We start from the raw sequence: 21,618 nt of genomic DNA, 5'->3' as shown, positions 1-21,618 counted from the left end.
CTTGGGCGCCGCCGCGGTCCTGGCCGCCGAGGGACGCTGGCGCGACGCACGCGCCCGGCGGCGCCGGGGGCTGGCGGTCGGCGGCGGCGCCTTCCTCCTTGCGGTGCTGGCCGCGGCCTGGGTGGGGGAGGTAAGCCCCGGGCGCCTGGCGCGCGGGCTGCCGCTGGCCTGGGACTATATCCACCGCACCCTGCCGGACCTGAGCGCCGCCACGCTCGGGGCGGATATCGCGTATTGGATGTGGGGCTTCGGCCACTGGGTCACCTTGCTCGGCGATACGCTGCTGATGGCCTATGCCGGCACCGTGCTCGGCGCCGCGGCGGCGCTGCTGCTGTCCTTTCCCGCCGCGGCGACGCTCGCGCCCGGCTGGGCCGTCGCCGCGGCACGCCGCACGCTCGAGGTCATGCGCACCGTGCCGACGCTCGTCCTCGCGCTGGTCTTCGTCTATGCCTTCGGTCTTGGCGCGCTTGCCGGCGTGTTCGCCATCGCGCTGCATTCCGCTGGCGCCCTCGGCAAGCTGTTCGCCGAGGAGCACGAGAACACCGCCCCCGGCCCGGTCGAGGCCGTGCGCGCCACCGGCGCCTCCTGGCCCGCGCAGATGCGCTTCGGCGTGCTGCCGCAGTCCCTGCCGGGCGTGTTGAGCTATGGCCTGCTGCGCTTCGAGATCAACGTGCGCGAGGCCTCGGTCCTCGGCATCGTCGGCGCCGGTGGGATCGGGGAGGAGTTGTATCTCGCCGTGCGCCAGTTCGAATACCAGGACATCTCCGCGATCCTGGTGCTGATCCTGCTGACCGTCGCGGCCATCGACCTGCTCTGCGGCCGGCTGCGGGCGCGTGTGCTCGGGACGCGCGCGGCATGAGGCGGATGGCGGGGACGCCGCTGCTGTTCGCCGTCGGCGCAGTACTGCTGGTCGCGGCGCTGTGGCGCGTGGATGCCTCGCCGGAGCGCATCTGGAACGGGCTTTCGCGCCTCGGCTGGCTGTTCGCGCTGATGTGGCCGCCTTCCCCCGGCGGGGCGCTGGGCGAACTGCTGCAAGGCCTGGCCGAAAGCCTGGCGATGGCCTTCCTCGGCACCGTGCTGGCGGCGGCGGCCGCCCTGCCGCTCGCACTGCTCGGCGCCGGCAACGTCGTCGGCAGCGCTATCCTGCGCTTCTCCGCCCGGCGCGTCTTCGACGGGCTGCGCGGCATCGACACGCTGATCTGGGCGCTGGTCTTCGTCTCGGCGGTCGGGATGGGGCCATTCGCCGGCATCCTCGCGCTCGCCGTGCCGGATACCGGAACGCTGGCGAAGCTGTTCAGCGAGGCGCTGGAAGGGGCGGACCGCCGCCAGGTCGAGGCGGTGCGCGCAGCGGGCGCCGGGCGGATGCTCGCCGTCCGCCTCGGCCTGTTGCCGCAGGTCGCTCCGGTGATGCTTTCCCAGGTCCTGTACACGCTCGAATCCAATGCCCGGTCCTCCACGGTTCTCGGCATCGTAGGTGCGGGCGGCATCGGGCTTGCGCTGTCCGACCGGATCCGCATCAACAACTGGGACGAAGCGGCCTTCATCGTGCTCATGATCCTGGCCATGGTCGCGGCGATCGACCTGTTCAGCCGGACCATCCGCCTGCGCCTCATCCGCGCCTGACTTCCGCCTTCCGCGGATTCCGGTCTAGACAGGGCCCCGGAGGGACAGGCGCATGATCCGCAGCATCCTGGTCGCGCTCGACGATACCGAGGGGGCGCAGCGCGCCCGCGACCTCGCCATCGCCTTCGCGCGGCACACCGGCGCGGCGCTCACCATGGCGACATTCCTGGACTGGCCGCATGCCCGGGACGCGCACGAAGCCGTGCCGCCCGGCGCCGCCGCCTTCAAGGAACGCCGCGACGCCGCCCGGTCCAAGCGCCTGGAGGAGGAGGCCGAGGCCGCCTTCGCCGCCTGCGCCGCCGCCGCCGGCAACACGCCCTTCACCCGCCTGCGCCTGGTGGATGCGCCGGAACCCGCGCTGCTCGCGGCCGGCGCCGCGCACGACATCGTGGTCATCGGCCGCGACTCGACCCTGGGGCTCGAGGACTGCCCGGACGGCCTGGCGCCGGTGATCGAGGCGCTGCTGCACGACGGCGCCCGGCCCCTGCTGGTGGTGCCGCCCGGCCCGGCGCCGGTGACCGGCAAGGTCCTGGTCGCCTATGACGGCTCGATCCCGGCGATGCGGGCCGTCCAGTTGTTTGCGCTGCTCGGCCTCGGGCTCGATCTTCAACTGCGCGTGATATCGGTGGCCGCGACGCGCGCCGATGCGACGCAGATGGCGGAGATTGCCGCCGGCTACCTCCGCAACCACGACTTCGACGTCGAGGCGGTCGGCGTCGAGGGCAGCCACCCGGTCGACGCGCTGGTCGCGGAGGCTGCAGCCATGCCGGCGCGCCTGCTGGTCATGGGCGCCTACGAGCATTCCGGGCTGCGCACGCTGTTCACCGGATCGGCGACGCGCCGGCTGCTGCTGTCGGCCCCCTGCCCGGTCTTCGTCGCGCACTGACCGACGCGCATCGCTCCATGCGCGCCGCGCAGGGCCGCGCGAGCCTTTCCTTGACGTGACGCCGCTTGGCGCGACATGACCTGACGACACAGTCGGATGCCTGCCGATGCCGCGCAGTCTTGCCGGCGCGCTGCTGTTGCTGCTCGCCGCCACCCTTCCCGCCGCCGCCCAGTTCGGACCGCAGGGACCGCCCGCCGTCGGCGTGCTGACCGCCGAACGGCGCCCGGTCACGGAGACGATCGAGTTCGTCGGGCGCGCCGAGGCGACCGACCGCGTCAACATCCGCGCGCGCGTCACCGGCTTCCTGCAGGAACGCCTGTTCCGCGAAGGCGCCGACGTCGCCCAGGGTGAGGTGCTGTTCCGTCTCGAGCGCGCGCCCTTCGAGGCGCAGATGGCGCAGGCGCGCGCGAACCTGGCCGGCGCCACGGCAACGCTGGAGAACGCGCGGGTGGCGCTGGCGCGCGCGCGCGAACTTCGCCAGACCGGCGCCGGCACGCAGGTCGCGCTGGACAACGCGCAGGCGCTGGAGCGCACCGCCGCCGCCAACGTGCTCGGCGCCGAGGCCGCGGTGCGCGTCGCCGAGATCAACCTCGGCTATACCGAGGTCACGGCGCCGATCGCAGGCCAGATCGGGCGGGCGAACCTTGCGGTCGGCAATGTCGTCGGGCCGGATGCGGGCATCCTTGCAACCATCGTCAGCCAGGACCCGATGCGCGTCGCCTTCGCCGTCAGCCAGCGCACCGCGCTCGAGCTGCGCAACCGATTCGAGGGGCGGGGCGGTCCCGATGCCGTGCGCGTGCGCATCCGCACAGCCGACGGGCGGCTCTACCCGGAAGTCGGCCGCGTCGACTTCGTGGACAACCAGATCGACCGCAACACCGACACCATCCTGGTGCGCGCGCTGATCGCGAACCCAATCCGCCAGGTGGACGGCCAGGCAGCGACCGTCGCGCCGCGCGAGCTCGTGGACGGGCAGTTCGTCAGCGTGACCGTCGAAGGCGCCGAGCCGGTCATGACCATCACGCTGCCGCGATCGGCCATCCTGCAGGACCAGCAGGGATCCTTCGTCTTTGTCGTAGGCCAGGAGAACAGGGCCGAACGCCGCGACGTGAAGATGGGCCGGTCGAACAACGCGGCCACGGCGGTCATCGAGGACGGGCTCTCGGGCGGCGAGACCGTGGTGGTCGAGGGCGTGCAGCGCGTCCGCCCCGGCCAGCCAGTGAACCCCGCGCCGGCGGGCGCGTCGCCCGCCCGCCCGCCAGGCCGGGGCTGAGCGCGGATGCTGTCCGCCGTCTTCGTCGACAGGCCGCGGCTCGCGATCGTCATCGCCATCCTGACGACGCTCGCCGGGCTGCTGGCCGTGACGCGGCTGCCGGTCTCGCAGCTGCCCAACATCGTGCCGCCGCAGGTCTCGGTCACCACGCGCTTCCCGGGCGCCTCGGCCGCCGTCGTGGAGCAGACCGTCGCGCAGGTGATCGAGGCGAGCGTCAACGGCGTCGACCGCATGATCTACATGCGTTCGAACAGCGCCAATGACGGGTCCTACAACCTCAACATCTCATTCGAGCTCGGCACCAACCCGGACATCGCGACGGTCAACGTCAACAACCGCGTGCAGGCGGCGCTGGCACGGCTGCCGCAGGAGGTACAGCGCCAGGGCGTGACCGTCCGCAAGCAATCCTCGGCCATCCTGCAGTTCGTCTTCCTGTTCTCCGAGACCGGCGAGCACACGCCGCTGTTCCTCTCGAACTACACGACCATCAACATCCTCGACCGCGTGGCGCGCGTCCCCGGGGTCGGCCAGGTCACGCTGTTCGGCGCCATGGACTACTCCATGCGCATCTGGTTCGAGGTGGACCGGCTGATCAGCCTGAACCTCACGCCGGCCGACGTGGTGCAGGCGATCCAGGCGCAGAACGTGCAGGCGCCGGTCGGGCGGATCGGCGCGCGCCCGATACCGGACGAGCAGCAGTTCCAGATCAACCTCGAGACGCGCGGCCGCCTGACCACGCCCGAGGAATTCGGCGACATCCTGATCCGCGCCAACCCTGACGGCTCCTCGCTCCGCGTGCGCGACGTCGCGCGGGTCGAGCTCGGCGCCGCCAGCATGGATACGGAAAGCCGTTTCAACGGCCGCCCTGCCGTGACCTTCGGCATCTACCTCGCCCCCGGCGCCAATGCCGTGACCGCAGCAGCGGCGGTGCGCGCCACGCTCGACGAGATGCGCACGCGCTACCCGGCGGGCGTCAACCACCAGGTCTTCTTCGATACCTCCGACTTCGTGACCGACACGATCCGGGAAGTGATCAAGACCCTGATCGAGGCCTTCCTCCTGGTCGTGATCGTCGTGTTCCTGTTCCTGGGCAACATGCGGGCGACGATCATCCCGACAATCGCGGTGCCGGTCAGCCTGATCGGCACCTTCGTCATCCTGCTGGCGCTCGGCTACTCGGCCAACACCATCTCGTTGCTGGCGATGGTGCTGGCCATCGGCATCGTGGTCGACGACGCCATCGTGGTGGTTGAGAACGTCGAGCGGGTGATGGCGGAGGAGCCGCACCTCACGCCCGCCGAGGCGACCAAGAAGGCGATGGCGCAGATCACCGCGCCGATCATCGCCATTACGCTCGTGCTGCTGTCGGTCTTCGTGCCGATCGGCTTCATCCCGGGCCTGTCCGGCGAGTTGTTCCGGCAGTTCGCGGTCACGATCAGCGCGGCCATGGTGATCAGCGCGATCAACGCGCTGTCGCTCTCGCCCGCGCTCTGCGCCATGTTCCTCCGGCCGCATCATGGACCGCGCAAGGGGATCATGGGGCGCTGGCTGCGGGGTATCGACTGGACGCGCGACCGCTATGCCGGGACGGTCTCGCGCCTCGTGCGCGTCTCCTCCCTCTCGATCCTGCTGACGGCGGGGTTCGCGGCGGGCATTTGGCAATTGTCGCTGCGCACGCCCTCGGGCTTCCTGCCGCAGGAGGACCAGGGTGCCTTCTTCGTGCAGGTGCAGCTTCCGCAAGGCGCCTCGGTCGCCCGCACGCGGGAGGCGGTGATCCAGGTCGAGGAGATCCTGCGTTCCATCCCCTCGGTGCAGGGCACGCTCGCCATCGTCGGCTTCTCGCTGATCGACGGCGGCGCGCAGTCGAATTCCGCCTTCCTGGTCGGCCGCCTCAAGCCCTTCGCCGAGCGCACGACGGCCGAGATGTCCGTGCAGGCCGCCATCGGCCGCGTCTTCGGCGCCGGTCAGGCGGTGCGCACGGCGAATGTCTTCGCCTTCAACCTGCCGCCGATCATCGGCCTCGGCACCGGCGGCGGCTTCGAATACATCCTGCAGGACTACCAGGGACGACCGCCGGCGGAACTCGGCGCGACCATGCTCGGCCTGATCGTGCAGGCGAACCAGGATCCGCGCCTGGCGGCGGTCTTCTCGACCTTCAACGCCACCAACCCGACGCTGTTCCTGGACGTGGACCGCGACAAGGCGCAGGCGCTGGGCCTGCGCATCTCCGACGTGTTCCAGGCGCTGCAGGCGACGCTCGGCGGCTTCTACGTGAATGACTTCAACCTGTTCGGCCGCACCTGGCAGGTGAACCTGCAGGCCGAGGCGACCGACCGCGACGAGATCGACGACATCTGGCGCATCCATGTGCGCAACGCGCGGGGCGAGATGGTGCCGCTCCGCGCCGTGGCCGAGACGCAGCCGCGCGTCGGGCCGCAGACGATCTTCCGCTACAACAACTATCGCGCCATCTCGATCCAGGGCGCGCCGCGGCCGGGCATGTCGTCCGGGGACGGGCTCGCGGCGATGGAGAGCCTGTCGCGCCGTGTCCTGCCGGCCGGCTACGGCTTCGAATGGACCGGCACGGCGTTCCAGGAACAGCGCGCGGCGGGGCAGACCGGCTTCATCCTCGCGCTCGCCGTCGCCTTCGCCTACCTGTTCCTGGTCGCGCTGTACGAGTCCTGGGTGATCCCGATCCCGGTGCTGCTCTCGGTCGCGGTGGGCGTCGTCGGCGCCTTCCTGGCGCTGATGGTCACGCGCCTGCCGCTCGACATCTACGCGCAGATCGGCCTGGTCGTGCTGATCGCGCTGGCCGCCAAGAACGGCATCCTGATCGTGGAATTCGCGAAGGAGAAGCGGGAGGAAGGGTTGGCGATCCGCGATGCCGCCGTCATGGGCGCGCGGCTGCGGTTCCGCGCCGTGATGATGACCTCGATCGCCTTCATCCTGGGTCTGGTGCCGCTCATCACCGCGCAGGGGGCCGCCATGATGTCCCGCCGGGCGGTCGGCACGGCGGTCTTCGGCGGCATGCTGGCGGCCGCCATCGTCGGCATCTTCGTCATTCCCATGCTTTACGTGGTGTTCCAGTCGCTGCGGGAAAGGGCGAAGCGGATGTTCGGCCGGGACACCTGACCCCCCTTCCCATCCCGGGGCGGCATCGCAGATGATGGGGGCGACGAACCAAGGGAGACCCCGCGCATGGCGAAGTTCGGCCTCAGCCAGTCCATCCGCCGCGTCGAGGATCCGCGCCTGCTCAAGGGCGCCGGGCGCTACACCGACGATTTTGCCGTCCCTGGCCAGGCGCAGGGCTACGTACTGCGCAGCCCGCATGCGCATGCCCGCATCACGGGCATCTCGGCCACCGCGGCCAAGTCAATGCCGGGCGTACTCGGCATCTGGACCGGGGCCGACCTGGCCGCGGCCGGCATCGGCCCGCTGCCCTGCCTGACGCCGCTGAAGAACCGCGACGGCAGCCGCAGCGCCGAGACCCCGCGCCCTGCCTTGGCCGAGGGCACCGTGCGCCACGTCGGCGACCCCGTCGCCTTCGTCGTCGCCGAGACCATCGAGCAGGCCCGCGACGCCGCCGAGGCCATCGAGGTCGACTACGAGGTCCTGCCCGCCGCGACCGACCTCGCCACCGCGACCGACCCCGGACAGCCGCAGGTGTGGCCCGCCGCCCCCGCCAACACCTGCTTCGACTGGCATGTCGGCGACGCCGCCAAGGCCGATGACCTGATCGCCTCCGCCGCCCATGTCGCGCGGCTGCGCGTCGTGAACAACCGCGTCGTCGTCGCCTCGATGGAGGCGCGCGCCGCGCTGGCCGAGTACGACGCGGGGCGGAACCACTGGACGCTGACCACAAACACCCAGGGCTCCTGGCTGCTGCGCAACCTGCTGGCGAGCAACATCTTCGAGCAGCCGTCCGAGAGCTTCCGCGTGGTCACGCCCGATGTCGGCGGCGGCTTCGGGATGAAGATCTTCCTCTACCCCGAGCACGTGCTGACCTGCTTCGCGGCGCGGGAGTTGAAGCGCGCGGTGAAGTGGACCTCCGAACGCACCGAGGCCTTCCAGTCCGACACGCACGGGCGCGACAACATCACGATCGGCGAGTTGGCGCTCGACAAGGACGGGAAGTTCCTGGCGCTGCGCACCAAGAACTGGGCGGGGATGGGTGCCTACCTCAACACCTTCGCGCCCTTCATCCCGACCGGCGCGGGCACCAAGGTCCTAGCGAGCGTGTACGACTTCCAGGCGATCCACGCGCAGGTCATCGGCGTCGTCACCAACACGGTGCCGGTCGACGCCTATCGCGGCGCCGGGCGGCCCGAGAGCAACTACCTGGTCGAGCGCCTGATCGACACCGCGGCGCGCGAGATGGGCATCGACCGGATCGAGATCCGGCGCCGCAACATGGTCCCGTCGTCGCGCATGCCCTACGTCTCGGCGATGGGGCAGCGCTACGATTCCGGCGAATTCGCCAGGCTCATGGACAGCGCGCTGCAGAAGATCGACTGGGCCGGCTTCCCCGCCCGGAAGGCGGAGGCGGCGAAGCGCGGCAGGAAGCGCGGCATCGGCCTCGCCTACTACCTGGAGGCGACCGGCGGCTCGCCGACCGAGAACGCGGCCGTGCGCTTCGCCGATGACGGCTTCGTTGACGTCTATGTCGGCACGCAGTCCACCGGCCAGGGCCATGAGACCGCCTATGCGATGATGACGAGCCACGAGCTCGGCATCCCGATCGAGAAGATCCGCATCCAGCAGGGCGATTCCGACAGCCTGCCGGATGGCGGCGGCACGGGCGGCGCGCGCAGCCTCTATTCGGAAGGCCAGGCGATCCTCGTGACCACCGCGAGCGTGGTCGAGAAGGGCAAGATCGCAGCCTCGGAACACCTCGAGGCCTCGGTCGCCGACATCGAGTTCACGCCGAAGGGCGGCAGCTTCGGCGTGGTCGGCACGGACCGCGCCGTCGGCATCCTCGAACTCGCCGCCGCGCAGCGGAAGAAGGCCGCCGCCGGCATCGAGGCGACGCTGCTCGACGCGCAGGAGACCGCCGAGATCAAGTCCCACACCTTCCCGAACGGCTGCCACGTGGCCGAGGTCGAGGTCGACCCCGAGACCGGCATCGTCGCGATCCCGCGCTACATCGTGGTGGACGATGTCGGCCATGCGCTGAATCCGCTGATCGTGCGCGGCCAGGTGCATGGCGGCGTGACGCAGGGCATCGGCCAGGCGCTGCTGGAACGCACCGCCTACGATGCGGAGAGCGGCCAGCTGGTCAGCGCCTCCTTCATGGACTACGCGCTGCCGCGGGCGGACGACCTGCCGCCGATCGACGTGGACCTGATCGAGGTGCCCTGCGAGACCAATCCGCTCGGCGTGAAGGGCGCGGGGGAGGCCGGCGCGGTCGGCAGCCCACCCGCTGTCATCAACGCCCTGGTGGATGCTCTGGCCGATGCCGGCGTGACGCAGATCGACATGCCGGCGACGCCCGAGGCGGTGTGGAAGGCCCTGGCCGGCGCGAAGGCGGCCTGACGGATCAACCGGCGGGCTGCCGCTCGTAGCGCAGCCCGCGCGCCAGCCAGCAGCCGAGGCGGATCGCGCGCGGGCGCCCGGCTTCGCGCTCGACCGCGAGCGTCCAGTCGCCGGGCGGCGTGTGGTCCAGCGCGCGGGGGCAGGGCAGCGCCCAGAGGTCTTCCGCGATCGGCTCCAGCCGCTCCATCCGGCCCTGGCCGAGCATGCCGGAAAACCCGCCATAGACCGCCCCGCCGGCATCCTCGACAGTCAGCTCCGCGCCCAGCTCGGCGCAGGCGTAGCGCCCCGCGATGTCACGGGCAGGCACGCCACGCCGCGGCAGCAGGATGACCGACTGGTTCTCGTGCGGCCGGTCCATCCGCAGGCCCTCCGGCGACATCCGGATGGTGGTCGCCCCGTTCGTCGCGCTGCCGTCCGCCTGCAGGTCGAGCCGTTCGGCGGAGTGCCCGAAGCGCAGGCGGATACGACCCGGCTCCGCGGCGTCGATGCGCGCGGCCAGCGCGGTCTCCGGCTCGAACCAGGCGCCGAGCCAGGCTGGCGGGGGGTGGTCCGCTGCGGCCCTTTGCCGCGGCTCGCCGAACAGCGCGCCGAGGATGTCGAGCGACGCCGCATACGCATCCGACAGGTGGTTGAACAGCACGACGACCGAGACCCGCTCGGCCGGCAGCACCATGCGGTGGCTGCGCCAGCCGCGCAGCGCCCCGCCATGGCCGATGGCGCGGCGCCCGAACTCCTCTCCGGCGCGCAGCCCGAAGGCGTAGGGCGCCGGCGCGCCGTCGGCGAAATTCGCCGGGCGCAGCAGCCGCCCGTGCAGCGAATCCGCATCGTCGCGCGTCGCGTCGATGTGCCGTTCCCAGGCGATCATGTCGTCGAGCGAGGCGCCGAGGCCGGCATCGCCCGTCCAGAGGATGCGGTTCTCCGCCGCGCGGAAGCCCGTGGCGAGGCTGCCCTCGTAGCCCTCGGTCCCATCGGGCATGGCGCGCGTGTCGACGGCAAGGAAGGCGCTTGCCATCCCCGCACGGTCGAGGACGCGCGCGCGCAGCACCTCCGCGAAGCCGCGCCCGGCCCGCGCCTCGAGCATGTCGGACAGCAGGCGGAAATTCTGGTTCACGTAGGAATACCGCGTGCCCGGCGCGAAGTGCAGGCTGCGCGTGCCGCCGATGAGGCGCGCCGCCTCGGCATCGCCGAAGGGCGCCTCGACCGGCGAGCCGTGCAGCATCGCGACGGCCCAGTAGTCGCGCAGCCCCGACTGGTTGTGGCAGAGGTGGAGCGTGCCCGGTGCGGGTCCCTCCAGCAGTGGCAGCCGCGCGCGCAGATCGTCGTCCAGCACCGAAGGGTCGGGGAAGGCATCCAGCAGCGCCGCGCAGGTGAACTGCTTCGTGATGGAGCACATGCGGAACAGCGTGCGCGGCGTGAAGGGGATGCGCCGCTCGGCGTTCGCGTAGCCCCAGGCGTGCCGGGCCAGCACCTCCCCTTCGCGCAGGACCGCCACGGCGCCGCCCGGGCCGGGATAGGCGTCGGCGAGCGCTGTGACGGCGCGCTCCAGCGCATCGGTCATGTCACGCCTCCAGGAAGGCGCGGACATGGCGGCGCAGGAAGGCCGCGTCCACGGCATTGGCCACGGGATTGCCCGCGCGATGGCCCCAGATCGAGGGGATCGGCAGCAGCGTCCCGTGGCGGAGGTGCGGCAATTCCGCCTCGTTGTCGGCGACGCGGAAATAGAGATCGGTCGCCGAGGGCATCAGCAGCACCCGTGCGTCGATCGACGCCAACGCGCGCGCCAGGTCGCCGCCGTGGTGCGGGTGGTCGGCGATGTCGCCGGCGTCCCAGCAGCGCAGCTGCGCCAGCAGGTCGGCCGCCGCGCGGCGCGCGAAGCGTTCCTCCCAGTCCGTGCGCAGGAAGGTGTCGAGATCCGGCGCGCCAAGCGCCGAGAGGTGAAGCCCCGTGCGATAGAAATCCTGGCTCAGCGCCCAGCCGGCATAGAGGCGGCCGAAAGCGCGCAGCGCGGCGGCGGGCTCGGTCGCGAACAGCGCGATGCCGTCATACTCCGGCGCCGCCTCCAGCACCGCCATCATGCCCTTCAGGAAAACACGGTTGTGCACGCTGGTCCGCGCGCTGCCGCAGTTCACGACGATGCGCTGCACGGCCTCCGGGAAGGCGGCCGCCCAGTGGTAGGCCTGCTGCGCGCCCATCGACCAGCCATAGACGGCGTGCAGGCGCGTGACGCCGAACACCTCCCGCAGAAGCCGGCGTTGCGCCGCGACATTGTCCCAGGCTGTCACCAGGCGGGGCCAGGGCGCGGCGTTGCTCGGCGAGGAGGACAGCCCGTTGCCGAACATGTTGGGCACCACGACGAACCAGCGCGTCGGGTCGAGCACGCCCCCGGGCCCGATCAGCCATTCGATGTCCTGATGCTGCGCGCCGTAGCTGGTCGGATAGAGCACGACATTGTCGCGTGCGGCGGCAAGCGTGCCATGCGCGCGCCAGGCGATGCGCGCATCGGGCAGCACGCCGCCGCGATGAAGCGCGAGGTCGCCGGCTTCGAACACGCCTTCCTGAACCGGCCAGTCCATCGATGCCCCCGCTCCGCCCGATCGCCCGAGACTAGCCGTTCGCGGTCCGGTCGCCGAGGCCCCGCGCCCGGCGCTTCGCGATCAGTGGCGCAGGCTGGGGCGGCGAGAGGTCGCGCTGCCTTCGTCCCCGCACGGACCCGTCATGTTCGGCGGGCCCGCAGGAAATTCCACGCCAGCACAGGCGCCGCGATCGCCGCGCCCACGGCTGTCATCGGCCCCGAGGGCGAGATCATCAGCAGCGACCCCACCACCAGCACGGCCTGCGACATCAGGCCCATATGCGTGAAGGCGTAGCCCGTCATGCCGATACCGAGGATCAGCACGCCCACCGCGCAGGTGCCGACGGTGAACAGGAACGCCCCCCAGGTGAAGTCCGGCACCACGATCAGCATCACAGGCGCATAGGCGAAGACGAAGGGCACGGTTGCCTTCGCCATGCCGAGGCGGAAGGCGGTGATCCCGGTGCGGAACGGGTTCGACCCCGCGATCCCGGCAGCGGCATAGGCGGAGACGCAGACCGGCGGCGTCAGGTCCGCCAGGATCCCGTAGTAGAGGATGAACAGATGCGCCGCGATCGGCGGCACGCCGAGCTGCTGAACGGCGGGCGCCGCGATGGCCGCGAGCACGATGTAGAGCGCCGTCGTCGGGATGCCGGCGCCCATCGCGATGCAGACGAGCGCCACGAAGAGCAGCGTCATGAACAGCGTCAGCCCCTCCATGGAGCCGAAGCCGGCCGGCAGGGCCTCGACGATGGGGCGGAAGACTTCCGCCGTCTGCACCGCCGCCTGCGTCACGATGAAGCCGATGCGGAAGCCCGCGCCGGTCAGCGTGACGACGCCCACCACGATGCCGACCGCCGCGGCCGCCGCGCCGACCGCGAGCGCGTAGCGCGAGCCGAGGTCGAAGGCGTCCCAGAGATCCTTGATCGTGAGCCTGTTCCGCGGGTTCAGGAAGCCGACCACGATGCAGGCCGAGATGCCCGTGAAGGCCGCGAGATAGGGCGTGTAGCCCTGCACGATGACATAGACCAGCAGCACCAGCGGGATCACGGTCGGCCAGCCGTCCCGGATGGTCGGCCAGAGCTTCGGGATCTCATCCTCGTCGAGCCCGCGCAGGCCGAGGCGCTTGGCCTCGAAATGCACCTGCACGAAGACGCCCCAGAAATGCATCGCGGCGGGGACGGCGGCGGCGATCAGCAGGGTCGTGAGCGATATCTCGAGGAACTCGATCATCACGAAGGCGGCGGCCCCCATGATCGGCGGCGTGATCTGGCCGCCCGCGCTGGCCGCGGCCTCGACCGCGCCCGCGAAATGCGGCTTGTAGCCGATCCGCTTCATCGCCGGGATGGTGAGCGAGCCCGTCGTCACGGTGTTCGCGATGGAGGACCCGCTGATCGACCCGAACAGGGCGGACGACACCACCGCGACCTTCGCAGGCCCGCCGGCATAGCGCCCCGCGATGATCGAGGCGATGTCGATGAAGAACTGCCCGAGCCCCATCCGCGTCGCGAGCACGCCGAACAGCACGAAGTGGAAGACGAAGGTCGCGACCACCTTCACCGGGATGCCGAAGATGCCTTCCTGCGTCAGGTAGACATGGCTCAGGAAGCCTTCCCAGTTCGAGCCGGGATGCGCCAGCACGCCCGAGAGATGGTTCCCGAACAGGCCATAGAGGATGAAGATGACCACGATCGCGGGCAGCACCCAGCCCATGGCCCGGCGCGTTGCCTCCAGCACCAGCACGATCATGACGGTGCCCATCACCATGTCCCAGCTGTTGGGCATGCCGATGCGGAAGGTGAGCTCGTCGAAGACGATCGGCAGGTAGAAGCAGGCGGCGGCGACCAGCAGCGCGAGCAGCCAGTCGTGCACCGGCACGCCGCCGATCCTGGGCAGGCCGTCGAGCCTGGTCGGGAACATGATGAAGATCAGGCCGAGCACCGCGGCCAGGTGGATCGACTTGTGCCAGTGCTCGGTCAGGATGCCGAAGCCGGCCGTGTAGTAGTGGAAGGCCGACAGCGCGACCAGCAGCGTCGAGACGATCGCCGCCGTGACGCCGCGCAGTTCGCGGAAGCTGACCTCGCTGTCGTACTTCTTCTCGAGCTCGGCGGCGGCGTCGAGGTCGAGCCTGTTCGGCGCCGATGCGGCCGTGCCGCGCGAATGGTTTGCGGACACGGCCGTACCTTTCAGGTCAGCGCAGCAGGCCGGCTTCGCGATAGAAGCGCTCGGCGCCCGGATGGAACGGCACGACGCCGCGGCCGCTCAGCGCGTTCTCCCGCACGATCTCGCGCCCCTTGGCATGGCCGCGGTCGAGCAGGCCGCGCGTCGTCTGCGACCACAGCGCGCGCGTGATGTTGTAGACGAGGTCGTCCGGCAGGCTGTCGCGCACGATCAGCACCGCGCCCACGGTCAGCGTCGGCACGTCCGCCTCGAGCCCCTCATAGGCGGTGCGGGGAATGACGCCGCGGCCGTAGAAGGGCGCGCGCTCGATCACGCGGTTCGCCTCGGCCTCCGGCACCGGCAGGAAGCGGCAGCCGGTGCGGCTGCAGAATTCCACGAAGGCGGCGGCAGGGTAGCCGACCACGGTGATGGTCGCATCCAGCCCGCGGTCCTGCATGCGCTCGGTGCCCTGGGCCTGGTTCAGGTATTCGGCCGTGAATTCGCGGCCGGCCTGGAGGCCATAGGCGCCGAGGATGAGCTCCGAGCCGATGCGCGCACCCGAGGCCTGCAGCCCGATCGCGATGCGCTTGCCGCGCAGATCGTTGAAGGACTGGATCGGGCTGTCGCGGCGAACCGCGGCGTGGATGTGCTCGGGGAACAGGTGCGCGACGAAGCGGATGCGGTCCGCCGCCGGGCGGCCCTGGAACAGGCCGGTGGCCGTGTAGGCCCAGTGCGTCACGTCGGACTGCGCGAAGCCGGCCTCGGCGTTGCCGCCCTGCACCATGGCCACGTTCTGCACGCTGCCCTGGGTCGCCTGCGCCACCGCGACCATGCCGGGGATGCCGTCGGTCGCGCCGGCCGTGTTGCATGCCGCGCCAGGCGGGCAGGACAGGGCGTTCGCGACGATGCCGCCGATCGGGTAGTAGGTGCCGCCGGCGCTGCCGGTGCCGATGCGGAAGAAGGACGGCGCCTGCGCGAGCGCCAGGCCCGGCGCGGCGAAGGCGGCCGCCGTCGCGGCGACCAGGATGGAACGACGGAATGTCATGGTGCGTCTCCCCGGTGGAACAGGGTTCCGAACCTAGAGCAGAATGACGCCCCTGCGAACCCGCGGCCGGGTCAGACCGATCCGCCGGTGCGGAAGCCGCCGCCACGGTCGCTTCGCCCGCCCGTGGAGAAGCCGCCCCCGCCGTCTCCGCCACCCTGCCAGTCGCCGCCCTTGGCCCCGGGGGCATCCGGCAGCGGCTTCGCAGGCTTGCTCCAGGGCGTGCCGGCCGGCTCGCCGCCCCACCAGCCATTGTCCTTGCCGCCGTCCGACCAGGGCCCCGGCTTGGCGGCCGGCTTGTCCCAGGGGCCTGGCAGCGGACGGTTCCAGGGTCCGGGCCTGCTCGAACCCTGCATCGTACCCGGCATGCGCTGGCGTTCCATGCGGTCCCAGAAGCCGTCGCGCGACAGCGTTCCGCGCAGCACCTCCCCGAGCAGCAGGCCCACTGCGGCGCCGGAAGCGAAGCCCCATTGCCCGTGCTCGACGCCGCGGCTGCGCAGGTCCTGCCGCAGCGACTGCAGTTCGGACATGCGCCGTCGCGCGGCTTCCGCCTGGACGGCCGCCTCCGCATGCGCGGTCTCGACGCGGCCGCGCTCGGCCGCCGCGATCTCGAGCCGCGCGACGATGGCATCGTCCTCCCGTGTCGGCGTTCGCGCGGCTTCCTCCCGCAGCGTGCGCAGCGACCGCGCGCCGATCGCCGCTTCCAGCGCCTGGATCGCCGCCTGCGAATCCGGGTCGTCGCCGGCGGCGAGCGCGCTGCGCCGCGCCTCGGCCTGCGCGAGCGCCGCCTCGGCGGCGTCCACCGCATCCTCGGCCGCCTCCAGCGCGCCGGTGGAGGGCTTCCGTTCCGCCGGAAGCCCCGCGATGGCGCGGCGGCGTTCGACCATGGCGCGCACGGCGGCATCGGCGTTCGCCCGCATGCGCTGCGCGTGGGCCGTCATGTGGCCCGGGAGGTCGGCGAGCAGCGCATAGGATCGGCGTGCCGGCTCGAACTCGATCAGCCGCGCCACCCAGCCATCCAGCATGCGGACGATCGGCATGGCGCGATAGCGCCCGGTGCCCCAGCCGCGATCCCAAAGGTAGGCAAAGAGCGGATCGGCGCGGTAGGGCGCGCCTTTCTCCTCGAAGTCGCGCTGCGCGAAGCCGGCCTTCTGCTCGGCGTGCTGCGCGGTTCGCTCGGCCTCCTCCGCCGCGGTCGCGATCCGCCGGTAGTCGGCATCCTCGGCGGCGCGGGCCTCGGCGTCGCGCAGCAATGCGGCCTCCGCATCCTCCTCCGCCCTGAGCTTCGCGGCCTCGGCGTCGCGGCGCGCCTCGGCGGCCGAGAGCGCGTCGCGCGCATCGAGGAGCGCGCGCTGCGCCGCCTCCAGCCCCTCGGCGCGGCGCCGCAGACTCTCCCGCACGCGGGCGCCCGCGGTGTCGAGCGCGTCGAGCGCGGCCTTGCCCTCCGTGATCTCCTGCACGCGCAGCCGCGCGAGGTCGCGCAGCGCGTCCGCCTCCTCGGCGCGCAGGCCGTCGCGGCGGGCGGCCAGGCGGTCGGCCTCGGTCTGCGCGGCGGACAGCTCGCGCTGCGCCTCGGCCATGCGGCCATCCATCTCCTGCAGGACGGTCGCGCCGCTTACCATGCCAGGATCGCCCCTCCGCTCGTCTCGACCGTCCAGCGCGTATCCATCGACCCCGCCGCCTTCTGGCCGATCACCGGCTGGTCGATGATGCCGTCGGCCAGCTTGTCCTGGCGGACGCGTTCGAACACCGCCTCCGGGACGCGCTGGCCCCAGCGGGAGACGCGCGCGACGCGGCCATCCTCCTCGCTCGTGATGGGCACCTCGACCGGCCGCCCGTCGCGGTCCACCGCCTCGACGACCAGGTAGTAGTTGCGTGCGCGCGGATTGGCGGCGGGCACGCGCCACACCGCCGAGGCCTCGCCCGGACGGTTGACGATGCGCACGCTGTAGGCGGCGGCAAGGCGCGCGGCGAGATCCGCCAGCGCATCGCGTCGCGCGCGCGCGTCGGCAAGGCGCCCGGCCCGGGCCGCGGCCTCGCCCTCGGCCAGCAGCCGCGCGGCCTCGGCGCGCGGCGGCGCTTCCTGCGTGCCGACGAGCACCCGGTCGTACTCGGCGCGCAGCGCGCGCGGCAGGTCCTGCTGCAATTCGCGCGCGATGGCGGCCGCCTCGCGGTTCTGCGGCGCGACCACGGTGAACCAGTAGGCGCCGTAGAGCAGCACCAGCGCGCCGAGGCCGGCGGCAGCGAACCTGCCCCACCGCCCCCGCGTCGCCCAGGCGACCGCGAGGGAGCGGCGCCAGCCCTCCCCCTTCGGCGCATAGGCGAAGCGCTTCTCCTCGAGCGCCAGGATGCCCTGGTCGAGGACATGGTCCGCGACCTCGATCCCCTGGGAGGTGTAGATCTCGCGCAGCCGCTCGCGCAGCCGGACCTGGCGGTCGGCGCCCAGCAGCTCGCGCTCGACCAGGCGGTCGGCGTGGCGGATCGTGTCCACCACGTCCATCGCCATCATGGTCTCGTCGAGCGCGGGCGCCCGCGCCGAGGTGTCAGGCATTCGTCGCGACGACGGTCGCGGCGCGCTGCTGCAGCCGCGCCATGCGCTGTTTCGCTTCCTCGACCGAGCGCCGGATCTCGTCGCTGTTGCGCGTCGCGGCGTCGCGCATCTCCTCGATGATCTCGCGCGAGTGCTCCTGGTAGGACACCACGCTCTCGACCAGCTTCTTCACCGCGTCGGCCTGGATGGTCGGGCCGTAGCCGGCGCGCAGCGCGGCTTCCTGGACCTTGCCGCCGATCTCGGCCAGCACTTCCAGGGACTGGTTCACGCCGGCCTTCATGTTCTCGAGCGTACGGGTGCTCTCGTGCAGCCCGTGCATGCCGGTGAAGGAGGCGGTGAGCGCCGTCAGCACCGCCTCGTTGGTCGAGAAGAAGGACACCGACTGCTGGTAGACGCGCTCCTTGGCCGTGGTGATCTGCACCAGGCGGGCCATGATGACCTCGGACGTGTTGTAGGAGACCGTGAGGTTGTCCGACAGGTCCTTGGCGATCTGGTACTTGCCTTCCTCGAGCTGCAGGTGGCGCAGCGCCTCGTCGCGGGCGAGTTCCAGCTTGGCGCGTTCGGCGGGCTCCAGCGCGCCGGCGCCCTCCGCGGCCTTCACCGCGGCGTCGGTCGCGTCCTTCGCGGCGTTGAGGCGGCCCTCGGCGGTCTTGAGCACCTCGAGCGCCAGTACCTCGGCCTGCTTCATCGCGCCGCGGAAGTCGCGGTAGGCCTCCAGGATCGCGTGCTCGCGGTCGATGTTCTCCTTCGTGTCCTTCGACACCTCCAGGTAGGTGTCGCGGATCTTGTTGAAGCGGGAGGCGATGTCGCCGCGCGTCGCCTTCTGCCAGACGTTCGTCAGCCGCTCCATGGTGGAGATCCGGCCGTCCTCCATCTGGGCGACCATGCCGCGGGCGTCGTCGCGGATGGAATTGAAGGCCTCGGTGATCGTCTCGTAGCGCTGGCCGACCTCCATCGCCTTGATCTGCTCGCGCACCACCTCGTTGAAGGTGCTGGCCTGGTTCAGGACGCGGGCGATCAGCGTCACGCGGTCCTGGTCCACGACCATGATCTTGGACAGCAGGCCGGTGATCGGGCTTTCCTCGGCCGAGGCCTCCGGCAGGGAAAGGCCGAGGTCGCGAAGCGCGCCCATCGCCTTGTCGAGGTAGCGCATGGGCTGCACGGTGACTGCAGTCTCGCTCATCCGGTCGGTCTCCTGGCGTCGTCTGACGGGGCACTCATAGCGCGGAGGGGCGGCGCGAGTCAGCCTTTCATGTCGGTGCCGGGACGGCCCCGTGCCGTCCCGGCACCGGGCTCAGTTTCCGGCGGGCCGGACGTCCTGCGCCCGGGTGCGCTCGTCCACCCGCGGGGTATGGGCGAAGCCCTGGCGCATCGCCCAGACATTGCGCTGCAGGTGGGTCGGGATGATCCCGACGTCGTTGATCGCGACGCGCGTCGCTTCCTGCATCAGCGCCTCGCGCCGCCCGTCATCGAGCTCACGCATGGCGCGCGCGAGCGTTTCGTCGAATTGGGGGTTCGAGTAGCGGCCGCGGTTCACCGAACCGGTGCCCCGCGCGCGGTCATAGCTCGCGATGACCGAACGCAGGCCGGAGGAGGGCTCGCCGGTGGAACTGCCCCAGGACACCAGGAAGGCCGAATACTCCTGCCGCGACGCCCGCGCGACGAAGGAGGCGAAGGGCGCCACGTCGACCTGCGTCCGCACGCCGACCCGCGTCCACATCTGCCCGACCGCCTGGGCGATGCGCGCATCGTTCGGGTAGCGGTCGTTCGGACCGTGCAGGGTGATGCGGAAGCCGTTCGGATAGCCGGCCTCGGCGAGCAGCGCACGCGCACGCTCGGGGTCGGCGCGCGGGGCTACCAGGTCAGGCACGTAGCCGAAGGCGCCCTCGGGCATCAGCTGCGTGGTCGGCGAGGCCACGCCCTCCATCACGCGCGCGACGATGGCGTGCCGGTCGATCGCCAGGGTCAGCGCCTGGCGCACCCGGATGTCCTTCAGCGGATTGCGCGGCAGCGGCCGGCCGTCATTGTCCGTGATGAAGGGCGATGGCCCGTCGCGCATGTGGTCCATGGCGAAGTAGATGAAGCGCAGGCTGTCGATCTCGGTCAGCCGCACGCGCTGGTCGTGGCGCAGGCGCTCGATGTCCGTGGTCGGCACCTGGTCGATGAAGTCGACATCGCCCGCGAGCAGCGCCGCCGTGCGCGAGGTATCGTTGGTGATCATCCGGTAGTCCACGCGCTGCCAATGGGGCCGGTCTCCCCAATGGCCGTCGAAGCGTTCGAGGTCGATGCGTTCGCCCGGCCGGTGCGCGGCCATGCGGAAGGGGCCGGTGCCGATCGCGACGCGGCCCGAGTTGAAGTCCTCCGTCGCCGCGCCCTCGTGCGTCTGCCGGTCGAGCATCGGCACCTGCGCGAGGTTGACCGGCAGCAGCGGGAAGGGGCCGCCGGTGCGGAATCGGATCGTGTGGGAATCCACCACCTCGATCGACTGCACGCCCTGCGTGTAGGTGCGGAAGGAGCCCGGGCTGTTCACCACGCGGGGGATGCGCTCGAAGGTAAAGACCACGTCCTCGGCGGTGAAGTCCTGGCCGTTGTGGAAGCGCACGCCCCGGCGCAGCTTGAACTCCCAGGCATCCTGGCCCACCGGGCGCCAGGATTCCGCCAGCCGCGCGACCAGGCGCGCATTCGCGTCCGTCTCGATCAGGTTGTCGAACACCATCGAGGCGAAGGCGTTGTTGGGTGAGATATTGTGGAAGTGCGGATCGGTCGAGGTGATCTGCGCGCCGACGCCCATGCGCAGCGTCTGCGCCTCGGCACCCGCAGCGAGCAACGCGGCCGCCGCCGCAGCCGCGCCCATCAGGGTCTTCTTCATGTCCCGGTCCTCCCTTGTCGTGTTGTTTCAGCCGAGCAGGTAGGCGGCCCCCGACCTTTGGCAGATGCCCCGGATCAGCGCGTCGAGCGAGGCGGGGACGGGGATGCCCTCCCTCAGCCGCCGGCGCCGCTCGGCCTCCTCGGGTTCGCCCGCGACCAGCACCGGCTTCGCGGAGTCCGCGGCCGGCGTCGCGTGCAGCACGTCGATCGCATCGTCGAGGTCGTCCTCGAAGGCGCCGGGCGTGCGGAAGGCATTGGGGTCGATCGCCAAAAAGAAATGGCCGATGTCGTCCGGGTCCCCGGGCTTCTGGGTCCGGTTGCGGATGGGCGAGAAGGAGGAGCCGACCAGCGTGCCGCCCAGGATGTGCACCATCATCGCCAGGCCGTAGCCCTTGTGGCTCGCCATCTCGGGCGAGCCGCCGAGCGGCGAGAGCCCGCCCTCCGGTTCCTCGAAGGTAACCTGGAAGGCCCGCTTCGGGTCGGTGACCGGCTGGCCCTTGCCATCCAGCACCCAGCCCGCGGGCAGCGTGCGGTCGTTGAGGTCGTAGACCTTGACCTTGCCCGCGGCTGTCGTCGTCGTCGCCATGTCGAGCACGAAGGGCAGGTTGCGCTTCGCCGGCGCGGCAAAGGCGATCGGGTTGGTGCCGAGAACCGGCATCGCGCCGCGCGTGGGCACCATCGCGACACCGCGGGTCGCGCTGGTGACCATGCCGATTGCGCCGCGCCGCGCGGCCATGCGCGCATAGACGCCGGCGGCGCCGAAATGGTGGGAATTGCGCACCCCCACCACCGCGACGCCCGCCTCCTTCGCCTTGTCCACCGCGAGGTTCATCGCGAAGGCCGAGACCGGATGGCCGAGCCCGGCGCCGGCATCGACAAGGGCGGTGCAGGCGTTCTGCTTCTCGATGCGCGGGCGGGCGTTGAGCTTCAGCTTCCCTTCCTGCACGCGCTTCTCGTAGGTCATCAGCATCGAGATGCCGTGGCTGTCGACGCCGAACAGGTCGGTCTCGGCCATCGCCTCGGTGGTGGTGTCGGCAAGGTCCGTCTCCATCCCCCAGGCGGTCAGGATGGCGTGGATCTGTGCGCGCACCTTCTCGTGCGGAACGTTCAT

At 71.2% G+C, this 21,618-nt stretch carries 15 protein-coding genes; 6 read left to right on the top strand and 9 right to left on the bottom strand.

The features are described from left to right. The first annotated feature begins 1 nt into the window (after position 1). From phnE (E8M80_RS22030) to E8M80_RS22005, 6 genes are all read left to right on the top strand, one after another. On the top strand, positions 2–859 hold the full coding sequence (gene phnE, locus E8M80_RS22030) for a phosphonate ABC transporter, permease protein PhnE (RefSeq protein ID WP_240790169.1): 858 nt from the start codon (positions 2–4) through the stop codon (positions 857–859). After that, positions 856–1,623: a phosphonate ABC transporter, permease protein PhnE gene (phnE, locus tag E8M80_RS22025; RefSeq protein ID WP_137127893.1), complete on the top strand. Its 768-nt coding sequence runs from the start codon at positions 856–858 to the stop codon at positions 1,621–1,623. Before phnE (E8M80_RS22030) ends, phnE (E8M80_RS22025) begins: the two co-directional genes overlap by 4 nt. Positions 1,624–1,675: 52 nt before the next feature. Beyond that, positions 1,676–2,509 carry a universal stress protein gene (locus E8M80_RS22020; RefSeq protein ID WP_137127892.1) on the top strand — a complete coding sequence of 278 codons (834 nt, stop codon included), beginning with the start codon at positions 1,676–1,678 and terminating at the stop codon, positions 2,507–2,509. A gap of 106 nt (positions 2,510–2,615) precedes the next feature. Beyond that, complete coding sequence (locus tag E8M80_RS22015; RefSeq protein WP_137127891.1) at positions 2,616–3,782, top strand: efflux RND transporter periplasmic adaptor subunit; 1,167 nt, start codon at positions 2,616–2,618, stop codon at positions 3,780–3,782. Between the two features lie 6 nt (positions 3,783–3,788). Next, positions 3,789–6,914: an efflux RND transporter permease subunit gene (locus E8M80_RS22010; protein WP_137127890.1), complete on the top strand. Its 3,126-nt coding sequence runs from the start codon at positions 3,789–3,791 to the stop codon at positions 6,912–6,914. Between the two features lie 66 nt (positions 6,915–6,980). Continuing rightward, positions 6,981–9,314, top strand: a complete 2,334-nt coding sequence (locus E8M80_RS22005) for a xanthine dehydrogenase family protein molybdopterin-binding subunit (RefSeq protein WP_137127889.1) — start codon at positions 6,981–6,983, stop codon at positions 9,312–9,314. A 4-nt stretch (positions 9,315–9,318) separates the two neighbouring features. Here E8M80_RS22005 and E8M80_RS22000 read toward each other — a convergent pair whose 3' ends face one another. The 9 genes from E8M80_RS22000 to E8M80_RS21960 all read right to left on the bottom strand — a co-directional run bounded on the left by E8M80_RS22000 (position 9,319) and on the right by E8M80_RS21960 (position 21,618). Beyond that, positions 9,319–10,872, bottom strand: a complete 1,554-nt coding sequence (locus E8M80_RS22000; RefSeq protein ID WP_137127888.1) for a D-aminopeptidase — start codon at positions 10,870–10,872, stop codon at positions 9,319–9,321. A gap of 1 nt (position 10,873) precedes the next feature. Beyond that, the gene (locus E8M80_RS21995; protein WP_137127887.1) at positions 10,874–11,887 is read right to left on the bottom strand and encodes an alpha/beta fold hydrolase; all 1,014 of its coding nucleotides are present in this window, start codon (positions 11,885–11,887) and stop codon (positions 10,874–10,876) included. 140 nt (positions 11,888–12,027) lie between these two features. Next, entirely contained in the window at positions 12,028–14,061 is a 2,034-nt protein-coding gene (locus E8M80_RS21990) for a TRAP transporter permease (RefSeq protein ID WP_137127886.1), read from the bottom strand. Positions 14,062–14,077: 16 nt separating this feature from the next. After that, positions 14,078–15,091, bottom strand: coding sequence for a TAXI family TRAP transporter solute-binding subunit (locus E8M80_RS21985; protein ID WP_137127885.1), 1,014 nt, complete (start codon positions 15,089–15,091; stop codon positions 14,078–14,080). A gap of 71 nt (positions 15,092–15,162) precedes the next feature. Then, positions 15,163–16,710 (bottom strand): hypothetical protein, encoded by a 1,548-nt coding sequence (locus E8M80_RS21980; protein ID WP_137127884.1) that lies wholly within the window; start codon positions 16,708–16,710, stop codon positions 15,163–15,165. After that, positions 16,704–17,639, bottom strand: coding sequence for a DUF6384 family protein (locus E8M80_RS21975; protein WP_137127883.1), 936 nt, complete (start codon positions 17,637–17,639; stop codon positions 16,704–16,706). Before E8M80_RS21975 ends, E8M80_RS21980 begins: the two co-directional genes overlap by 7 nt. Further along, positions 17,632–18,822, bottom strand: coding sequence for a cell surface protein (locus tag E8M80_RS21970; protein WP_137127882.1), 1,191 nt, complete (start codon positions 18,820–18,822; stop codon positions 17,632–17,634). The genes E8M80_RS21975 and E8M80_RS21970 overlap by 8 nt, the downstream gene beginning before the upstream one ends. A 111-nt stretch (positions 18,823–18,933) precedes the next feature. Further along, positions 18,934–20,508 carry an ABC transporter substrate-binding protein gene (locus E8M80_RS21965; protein WP_137127881.1) on the bottom strand — a complete coding sequence of 525 codons (1,575 nt, stop codon included), beginning with the start codon at positions 20,506–20,508 and terminating at the stop codon, positions 18,934–18,936. A gap of 27 nt (positions 20,509–20,535) precedes the next feature. Beyond that, positions 20,536–21,618 carry an Ldh family oxidoreductase gene (locus E8M80_RS21960; RefSeq protein ID WP_137127880.1) on the bottom strand — a complete coding sequence of 361 codons (1,083 nt, stop codon included), beginning with the start codon at positions 21,616–21,618 and terminating at the stop codon, positions 20,536–20,538.

Origin of the sequence: Roseomonas sp. HF4, assembly GCF_005222755.1 — a bacterium.
Taxonomy (GTDB): Bacteria; Pseudomonadota; Alphaproteobacteria; order Acetobacterales; family Acetobacteraceae; genus Neoroseomonas.
Note: the sequence above shows the minus strand (reverse complement) of the source record. Positions and strands in the feature narration are given on the sequence as shown.